The sequence below is a fragment of the Actinoplanes sp. NPDC048791 genome (assembly GCF_040650095.1).
GTDB lineage: Bacteria > Actinomycetota > Actinomycetes > Mycobacteriales > Micromonosporaceae > Actinoplanes.
This window is the reverse complement of sequence record NZ_JBEZGQ010000662.1, coordinates 1-4,835: the sequence shown is the minus strand read 5'-3', so window position 1 is coordinate 4,835 and position 4,835 is coordinate 1. Positions and strand designations below refer to the sequence as shown.

The window sequence follows — 4,835 nt, the reverse complement described above, 5'->3', positions numbered from 1 at the left end:
CGGCCACCGAGATCAACGACCTGGTCCACGAGCTGCTCGCCCTGGCCGTCGAGGCCGATCCCGCCGAGGTCCGCGCCTGGTCACCGGGCCGGGCCGCCCCGCCGGCGTACCGGTCGGTGCTCGGGCCCTGGTGGAGCGAAGGCTTCGCGCACGTCTTCAGCTGGCACGACGGCGCGCTGCAGTCCCGCGGGGCCGACGCGCCGGCCGACCGGCCGCCGTCGGTCTTCCGGCCGCTGCCCGACCAGCCCGACGTGCTCCGGACGATCTCCGGGCGCGAGGCCGGCGAGCTGCTCCGGCTGACCCGCGACGCCGACGGCCGGGTGGTCCGGATGCACTGGGCCACCTACCGGTTCACCCGGGTCCAGGAGACCTTCGACGGCGTACCGGTCTCCGAGGGCTGACCCGCTGTTCCCGGCCCGGCCGACCCGCCGATAATGGCATCGGCGTGGGTGCCGCCGACCGGATACGATGGCACGATCCTTACGCGGACCGCCGGAGAGGCGGGCCTCTCCGAACCGGGACGAGAATGAGAGCAGGTGGCTGAGGCCTCACGGCCGCCCCTATGACCGGCACCGATCCCAGCAACGCTGCCGCCCGGGCGCAGACCAGGATCTCGGTCTCCGACCCGAAGATCATGGTGAACCTGCTCGGCGCCAAGGACGAGATCCTGCGGCACATCGAGCGGACCCTCACCAGCGACGTCCACGTCCGCGGCAACGAGATCACCATCACCGGCGTGCCCGCCGACAACGCCACGGCCGAACGCCTCTTCTCGGAGCTCATCGAGCTGATCGAGAGAGGCGAGACCCTCAGCGTCGACGCCGTCCGCCGCACCGTCGCGATGCTCGAGCAGAACACCGCCGAGCGCCCCGCCGAGGTGCTGACCATCAACATCCTCTCCCGGCGCGGCAAGACCATCCGCCCCAAGACGCTCGGGCAGAAGCGCTACGTCGACGCCATCGACGAGAACACGATCGTCTTCGGCATCGGCCCGGCCGGCACCGGCAAGACGTACCTGGCGATGGCCAAGGCCGTCCAGGCACTGACCGCCAAGCAGGTCAACCGCATCATTCTGACCCGTCCGGCGGTCGAGGCGGGCGAGCGGCTGGGCTTCCTGCCCGGCACGCTCAACGAAAAGATCGACCCGTACCTGCGGCCGCTGTACGACGCGCTGCACGACATGCTCGACCCCGAGTCGATCCCCCGCCTGATGGCAGCGGGCACGATCGAGGTCGCCCCGCTGGCCTACATGCGTGGCCGCGCGCAGCCGCTGACGGCCAAGGTGCTGACGCCGGACGGGTGGCGCCCGATTGGGGAGCTGGCCGTCGGTGATCTCGTGGTCGGCTCGGACGGGCAGCCGACGCCGGTGCTGGGGGTCTACCCGCAGGGCGTCAAGCCGGTCTTCCGCATCACGACCCAGGACGGAGCCTCCACCCTCGCCTGCGGCGAACACCTGTGGACGGTGCAGACCCCGGATGATCGCAGTCACCACCGCCCCGCACGGGTGCTGCAGACCCAGGACATGATCGGCAACCTGCGTCGTGGCCACGTGCACCGGTACGAACTGCCCCTGGTCGACCCGGTGGAGTTCGTGCCGCAGGACGTCCCGATGGACGCGTACGCCCTGGGCCTGCTGCTGGGCGACGGTTGCCTGACGACCGCGACGACGCCGAGTTTCAGCACCGCCGACCCTGAGCTGGCCGAGGCCCTCGAGGCGGCGCTGCCGGGGATCGAGCTGTTCCGTAAGAACAAGGTCGACTACGTCCTGCGCCGCACCGGCGGGGGCGGGCGCGGTGGCGTCATCACCGCCAACCCCGTCACCGCGATCCTGCGTGAGCTGGAGCTGGCCGGCACCAAGTCCCATACCAAGTTCGTGCCCGCGCAGTACCGCTTCAACAGCGCCGAGGTGCGGCTCGCGATGCTCCAGGGCCTGCTCGACAGCGACGGTGGCCCGGTCAGCCAGCGCGCCCGCACCTGTCGCATCCAGTACACGACCTGCTCCGAGCAGCTCAGGGACGACGTCGTCTTCCTGGTCCGCTCGCTGGGCGGGGTGGCGTACTGGCGGCGGCGCCCGGCGGAAGGCCGCAAGCCAGGCCTGGCCAACGGATGTCCGGTCCCGTACCGCAACGACGCCTTCGTGCTCGACATCCGCATGCCCGCCGGCGTGCAGCCGTTCCGGCTCGCCCGCAAGCGGGAGGTCTACGACCGGTTCGGCAGCGGCCGGCCCATGCGCTTCATCGACGCGATCGAGCCGGCCGGCGAGACCGAGACCGTCTGCATCCAGGTCGCGGCGGCCGACTCGCTGTACGTCACCGACGACATGATCGTCACGCACAACACCCTCAACGATGCGTTCATCATTCTGGACGAGGCGCAGAACACGACGCCCGAGCAGATGAAGATGTTCCTGACCCGGCTCGGCTTCGGCGCCAAGATCGTGGTCACCGGTGACGTCACCCAGGTCGACCTGCCCGGGGGCACCACCAGCGGGCTGCGTATCGTCCGGGAGATCCTGCAGGGCGTCGACGACGTGCACTTCTCCGAGCTCACCAGCTCCGACGTCGTCCGGCACCGGCTGGTCGCCGAGATCGTCGACGCCTACGCCCGCTACGACGTCGAGCAGGAACAGCAGGCCACGCAGTCCGTCCATGCCGTGCCGGGCCGGGCCGCCAGCGGTGGCCGCCCGAACCGCCGGCGCTGATAAGGGGTTACGCACTACATGTCCATCGAGATCGCCAACGAGTCGGGAGTCGAGGTCGACACCGACGCGATCCTGGCGGTGGCCCGGCACGCGCTCGAGGAGATGGGGGTCAACCCCCTCGCCGAGCTCTCGATCCTGCTGGTCGACATCGACTACATGACCGAGCTCAACCATCGCTGGATGGGCAGTGACGGTCCCACCGACGTGCTCGCCTTCCCCATGGACGAGGGCAGCGTCGACCACGGTCCCGGTGAGGCCGGCACGGGTGAGCCGGCCCTGCTCGGCGACATCGTGCTGGCCCCCGAGGTCGCGGCGAAGCAGGCCGCGGTGGCCGGGCACACCCCCGCGGACGAGCTGCACCTGCTCACCGTGCACGGGGTGCTGCACCTGCTCGGCTACGACCACGCCGAGCCCGAGGAGGAGCGCGAGATGTTCGCGTTGCAGGCCCGGCTCCTGCAGAGCTGGCGCTCCGGACGGCGGGCCGGCTGATCCCCGTGGAGCCGTTCTTACTCGCGGCCGCCCCGACCAGCGGGCTGCCCGACGTGCAACTAGTGATCTACGCCGCGGTCCTGGTCTTCCTGGCCGGCCTGGCGTCGATGACCGACGCGGCGCTGGCCACCGTCTCCTCGGCGCGCGCCGCCGAGATGGCCCGCGAAGGCCAGCGCGGTGCCGCCGCCCTGGAAGCGGTCGCCGGTGACGTCGTCCGCCACCTCAATCTGCTGCTGCTGCTCCGGCTGCTCTGCGAGCTGACCGCGACCACGCTGGTCGCGCTCGTCGCGGTGGACAGCTGGGGCGTCGGCTGGCGGGCCGCACTGGTCACGGCCGGGGCGATGACGCTGGTCAGCTTCGTCGTGGTCGGCGTCGCCCCGCGTACGGTCGGGCGCCAGCACGCGTACGCGGTGGGTAAAGCGGCCGCGCCGCTGGTCCGCTGGCTCGGCCGGGTGCTGAACCCGCTGGCGTCCCTGCTGATCCTGATCGGTAACGCGGTCACGCCCGGCAGGGGCTTCCCCGAGGGCCCGTTCGGCAGCCAGGTCGAGCTGCGCGAGCTGGTCGACCTGGCCGAGCAGCGCGGCGTCGTCGAGCACGGCGAACGCGAGATGATCCACTCGGTCTTCGCGCTCGGTGACACCATCGCCCGCGAGGTGATGGTGCCGCGCACCGAGATGGTGTGGATAGAAGCACCCAAGACGTTGCAGCAGGCGCTGTTCCTCTTCCTGCGCTCCGGCTTCTCCCGCATCCCGGTGATCGGCGAGAGCGTCGACGACGTGCTCGGCGTGCTGTACCTCAAGGACGTCGTGCGCAGCACCCAGAACGGCGACCCGGCGGCCTCGGCCATGCCGGTCGCCGAGCTGATGCGCGGGGCGACCTTCGTGCCGGAGTCCAAGCCGGTCGACGACCTGCTGTCGGAGATGCAGGCGGCCCGCACCCACCTGGTCATCGTCGTCGACGAGTACGGCGGCACGGCCGGCCTGGTCACCATCGAGGACATCCTCGAGGAGATCGTCGGCGAGATCACCGACGAGTACGACGTCGAGCGCCCGCCCGTGGAACACCTCGACGACGGCTCGGTGCGGGTCACCGCGCGGCTGCCGATCGAGGACCTCGGCGAGATCTTCCACGTCGAGCTGCCGGCCGACGAGGTCGAGACCGTCGGCGGCCTGCTCGCCCAGACCCTGGGCCGGGTGCCCATCCCGGGCGCGTCCGTCGACGTCGGCGGCCTGCACCTGATCGCCGAGGGCACCACCGGCCGCCGCAACCGGATCGACTCGGTGCTGGTGTGCCGGGTCGAAACCGCCTCAGACGAAGCTGAGGACACCGAGAACATCCCCGAGACCGAGGAAAGACAGCACGCTGATGCCTGACCAGACCAGCTCCGCCGGACCCGCCGTCCCCGCCGCCGAGGGCGAGCTCACCGCCGAGGACGCCAAACTGGTCACGCTGGCCCGCGGCGCCCGCGCCCGGGTGGGCGCGGTCGAAGGAGCAGCGGTACGCGACCAGGACGGCCGCACGTACGCGGCGGCGACAGTGGTCCTGCCCAGCCTGGCGGTGACGGCGCTGCAGCTCGCGGTGGCCTCCGCGGCGGCAGCCGGCGCGACCAAGCTCGAGGCGGCGGCGGTGGTGACCGAAGCATCAA

Annotated in this window: 3 protein-coding genes and 4 pseudogenes; all 7 read left to right on the top strand. The window is 71.2% G+C overall.

Going from position 1 to position 4,835, the window contains the following annotated elements:
• Positions 1 to 401: pseudogene (locus AB0C29_RS33940) on the top strand (penicillin-binding protein); the annotation flags it as partial.
• 161 nt (positions 402 to 562) lie between these two features.
• A pseudogene (locus tag AB0C29_RS33935) lies at positions 563 to 1,261 on the top strand (PhoH family protein); the annotation flags it as partial.
• Positions 1,250 to 2,074, top strand: a pseudogene (locus AB0C29_RS33930) (LAGLIDADG family homing endonuclease); the annotation flags it as partial. The pseudogenes AB0C29_RS33935 and AB0C29_RS33930, both read left to right, overlap by 12 nt.
• Positions 2,075 to 2,338: 264 nt before the next feature.
• Positions 2,339 to 2,701 (top strand): annotated as a pseudogene (locus AB0C29_RS33925) (PhoH family protein); the annotation flags it as partial.
• A gap of 18 nt (positions 2,702 to 2,719) precedes the next feature.
• Complete coding sequence (ybeY, locus tag AB0C29_RS33920; protein ID WP_212989908.1) at positions 2,720 to 3,190, top strand: rRNA maturation RNase YbeY; 471 nt, start codon at positions 2,720 to 2,722, stop codon at positions 3,188 to 3,190.
• Between the two features lie 5 nt (positions 3,191 to 3,195).
• Positions 3,196 to 4,563 carry a hemolysin family protein gene (locus AB0C29_RS33915; protein ID WP_360829011.1) on the top strand — a complete coding sequence of 456 codons (1,368 nt, stop codon included), beginning with the start codon at positions 3,196 to 3,198 and terminating at the stop codon, positions 4,561 to 4,563.
• A partial coding sequence (locus AB0C29_RS33910; RefSeq protein ID WP_360829008.1) for a cytidine deaminase occupies positions 4,556 to 4,835 on the top strand: 280 nt, incomplete at its 3' end. The genes AB0C29_RS33915 and AB0C29_RS33910, both read left to right, overlap by 8 nt.